Annotated in this window: 3 protein-coding genes; 2 read left to right on the forward strand and 1 reads right to left on the reverse strand. The window is 62.5% G+C overall.

Annotated elements, in window-relative coordinates; genetic code table 11:
- The first annotated feature begins 4 nt into the window (after nucleotides 1-4).
- Nucleotides 5-2,254: a 6-phosphofructokinase gene (locus RUW20_RS12175; RefSeq protein ID WP_313952501.1), complete on the forward strand. Its 2,250-nt coding sequence runs from the start codon at nucleotides 5-7 to the stop codon at nucleotides 2,252-2,254.
- Between the two features lie 78 nt (nucleotides 2,255-2,332).
- Here RUW20_RS12175 and pyrF read toward each other — a convergent pair whose 3' ends face one another.
- Nucleotides 2,333-3,178, reverse strand: a complete 846-nt coding sequence (gene pyrF, locus RUW20_RS12180; RefSeq protein WP_313952498.1) for an orotidine-5'-phosphate decarboxylase — start codon at nucleotides 3,176-3,178, stop codon at nucleotides 2,333-2,335.
- 158 nt (nucleotides 3,179-3,336) lie between these two features.
- Here pyrF and RUW20_RS12185 point away from each other — a divergent pair, with 158 nt between their 5' ends.
- Complete coding sequence (locus RUW20_RS12185) at nucleotides 3,337-3,948, forward strand: toluene tolerance protein (RefSeq protein ID WP_313952499.1); 612 nt, start codon at nucleotides 3,337-3,339, stop codon at nucleotides 3,946-3,948.
- Nucleotides 3,949-4,019 lie beyond the last annotated feature (71 nt).

Genomic DNA, 4,019 nt, shown 5'->3' on the forward strand with positions numbered 1-4,019 from the left:
CAGCATTGGCGTTCTGACGAGCGGTGGCGATGCGCAAGGCATGAATGCCGCAGTACGCGCGGTGGTCCGCTCGGCGCTGCACCAGGGCGTCGGCGTGCACGCCATTTTTGAGGGCTATCAGGGCATGGTGGATGGCGGGGAGCGCATCCGCTCGCTGTCGTGGGACGATGTCGGCAGCATCATTCACCGGGGCGGAACGATCATCGGGACAGCGCGCTGCCCGGCGTTTCGCGAACGGGAAGGCCGGCTGACCGCCGCCCGAAACCTGCTCCAGCACGGTATCGACCGGCTGGTGGTGATTGGTGGCGATGGCAGCTTGACAGGTGCCAACCTGTTTCGGCAGGAGTGGCCGAGTCTCTTGGAGGAACTGCTGCAGCGCGGGGAAATCGACCAGCTCACCGCACAACGGCACCCCGAGCTGATGATTACCGGCTTGGTTGGATCGATTGACAACGACATGGTCGGTACCGACATGACCATCGGTGCCGATACAGCCCTGCATCGGATCGTTGAGGCCATCGACGCCATTACGAGCACCGCCGCTAGCCACCAGCGCACCTTCGTGGTTGAAGTGATGGGCCGCCACTGCGGCTATCTGGCGCTGATGAGCGCGATCGCCGGTGGAGCCGACTACGTGCTGATTCCGGAAAGCCCGCCGCCAGAGAACTGGGAGCAGGAGATGTGCGATCTGTTGCGCAACGGTCGGGCTGCCGGTCGCCGCGATAGCATCGTCGTTGTCGCCGAAGGGGCTTGTGATATTGAAGGCCGGCCGATCAGCAGCGACCAGGTGCGGCAAGTGCTGCAAGACCGCCTTGGCGAGGACACGCGCGTGACGATCCTCGGACACGTCCAGCGCGGCGGGACGCCAAGCGCCTTCGACCGCTGCATGAGCACGTTGGTTGGCCACGCGGCCGTGCAGGAGCTGTTGTCCGCCACTGCGGAGAGTGACCCGCAGATGGTCGGCATGCGCTACAACCGGGTACGGCACGTACCGTTGATGCAATGTGTCGAGCAAACTCACGCGGTGGCCCGCAAGATCGCCGAGCATGACTATGGCAAAGCGATGGAGCTGCGCGGTAGCAGCTTCACCGAGATGTTTCAGACCTTCAAGGCCATGGCCGGCGCGCCGCCCAGCGTGATACCGCCGGCCCGCCCCCGGCGACTAGCCGTGTTGCACGGCGGCGGGCTTGCGCCAGGGATGAATACTGCCGCTCGTGCCGCAGTCCGGCTCGGACTGGATCGAGGCCACACCATGTTGGGGGTACGTGGCAGCTTCGAAGGACTCCTTGCCGGCCGCATCGAGGAGTTGAGCTGGGGCGACGTCGAGGGGTGGGCCGCTATGGGTGGCGCCGAACTGGGTAGCACCCGGCAGGCGCCAACTGTCGAGCAACTCTACACTGTCGCGCGAGCGCTCGAAACGTACCGCATAGACGGATTACTGATCATTGGCGGCTGGCTGGCCTACAAGGTCGCCCATAATCTGTATAGCGAACGCGAGCGCTATCCGGCATTCAAGATTCCGATGATTTGCCTGCCGGCGAGCATCGACAATAACCTGCCCTGCTCCGAGCTGAGCATTGGGGCCGATACCGCTCTCAACGCCATCGTTGAGGCGCTCGACCGAATCAAGCAGTCAGCCATGGCGGCGCGGCGTTGCTTCGTGGTCGAAGTCATGGGCCGCTACTGCGGTTACCTGGCGCTGATGAGTGGGCTTGCCAGCGGCGCCGAGCGCATCTACCTCCCCGAGGAAGGCGTCTCGCTCAAGGATCTCCAAATCGACGTGGAACGGATGATCGATGGCTTCCACGGCGGTCGGCGTTTCTATCTCACGATTCGCAACGAGCGCGCAAACTCGCAGTACACCACGGACTTCATGTGCCGACTGTTCGAGGAGGAAGGTCACGGTCTGTTCGACGTGCGCCAAGCGATCTTGGGTCACGTGCAGCAGGGGGGCAATCCCTCACCGTTTGACCGCGTGCTGGCTACCCGGTTGGCGGCGCACTGTATCGATTTCCTGACCCAGGAACTGGAGCGGGGTTCGGCTGCCGGGGCCTATATCGGCCTGGTCGAAGGCAAGGTCATGATCTCTCCGATCAACCGCATGCACGACGTCGTTGATCTGGAACATCGGCGGCCGACGGAGCAGTGGTGGCTGGCTTTGCGGCCGGTCATACAGGCCATGACACGGCCGACAGCGCGAGCTCTGGATTCGGCGCTTGGGCAGCACGTTGCCAAGAATCCCGCAGGGCGGTAGGCGGCGACCGGGTGCACCGCGTCGCCCGCTGGTCCGAGAATGTCGCCAGCTAATACTTCAGCGATGGAACGACAGGTGTCAAGTTGTGGTATCGCTGGCAAGTGGGTCAGGCGGTCGATGAAGATTGATTGCGTCACGGGTTGTACGTGCCACATGTCGTGCCGCCTCGGCGAAGTCCTCACCACTTCCGGCATACAGGATGGCGCGTGAAGAATTGATCAGGAGGCCGTCGCCGTGAGCCGTACAGCCGGCGCGGACGGTGGCTTCGATGTCGCCGCCCTGCGCGCCGATGCCCGGGACCAATAGCGGCATGTCGCCGGTCAGCTTTCGAACGCGGGCGATTTCAGCCGGGAAAGTGGCGCCGACCACCAGCGCGCACTGGCCACCCTGATTCCATTCACTGCTCACCAGTCGGGCGAGGTGTTCGTACAGCTTCTCACCGCCAACGTCGAGAAACTGCAGATCACTCCCACCGGGGTTCGACGTCCGGCAGAGAAGGATGATTCCCTTGTCGCCGTAAGCCAGATAGGGTTCGATGGAGTCGCGCCCGAGGTAGGGGTTGACGGTGAGTGCGTCGGCTTTGAAGCGTTCGAAGGCTTCAATGGCGTATTGCTCGGCGGTACTGCCGATGTCGCCGCGCTTGGCATCGAGGATCACCGGTATCGTCGGGTGCCGACGGTGGATATGTCCGATCAGTGCTTCCAGCTGGTCCTCGGCGCGCTGGGCGGCGAAGTAGGCGATCTGGGGTTTGAACGCGCAGGCCAGGTCTCCAGTGGCGTCGACGATGGCTTTGCAGAACTCGAAAATCGCGTCCGGTTTGTCGCGCAGGTGGGCAGGGAATCGCGTCGGGTCGGGGTCAAGGCCGACGCAGAGCAGGCTGTTGTGCTCGCGCCACGCGCTATTAAGGGCGTGCATGAAGTTCATCGGGCAGCTCGGACTTGGTTGCAAAGACGCCATTTTAAAAGGATTGCCGCCGTGCAGGAGGCGTTCTCGGCGGGCACGGTGAGGAATCGTCGCCGGGAATTTGAGACTTGCCATCGCCGGAGAAGGTAGACTCGGTGTTTTCCAGCGAGGGCGTTACCTTGAACAGACTCGAGCAGGATGACTATCTCGCCCTGCGTGCCGGCGCGACGATCCTGGAAGAGGATGGTTTTGGTGAGAAGGTTTTGCGACTGGCCGACGGGACGATGCTGAAGCTGTTTCGGCGCAAGCGCCTGCTGTCCTCCGCTGCCTGGTCTCCTTATGCACAACGGTTTGCTGACAATGCGGCGGCTTTGCACCAGCGTCACATACCGGCGCCGGTGATCATCGCTGTTTGGCGCGTGCCGTCGATCGATCGAGATGCCGTGCACTACCATCCGCTGGTCGGCAAAACACTGCGCGAGATGCGCCGTGAAGGCCTGGAGGCGCATCGCGAACAGGCATTGAAAGCAGCGTTCACGCGCTTTGTCATTCACTTGCACGATTGCGGGGTCTACTTTCGCTCTTTGCACTTGGGTAACGTGGTCTATACCCCAGATCACCAGTTCGGGTTGATAGACATCTCCGATGCGCGCATGGGGCGGCGCGCTTTGAGCAAGCAGCTACGCGCGCGAAACCTGCGGCGCTTGGAGGGAATTCCGGAAGAAAGTGAATGGGTTGACTCTTCCGCGGTGCTCAGCGGCGCTTTACAAGAAAAGCCCCGAACCCTATAATGCGCGCTTCTTTCGAGGGGGTATAGCTCAGCTGGGAGAGCGCTTGCATGGCATGCAAGAGGTCCGCGGTT

It is taken from the genome of Accumulibacter sp., assembly GCF_032229525.1.
Lineage (GTDB): Bacteria > Pseudomonadota > Gammaproteobacteria > Burkholderiales > Rhodocyclaceae > Accumulibacter.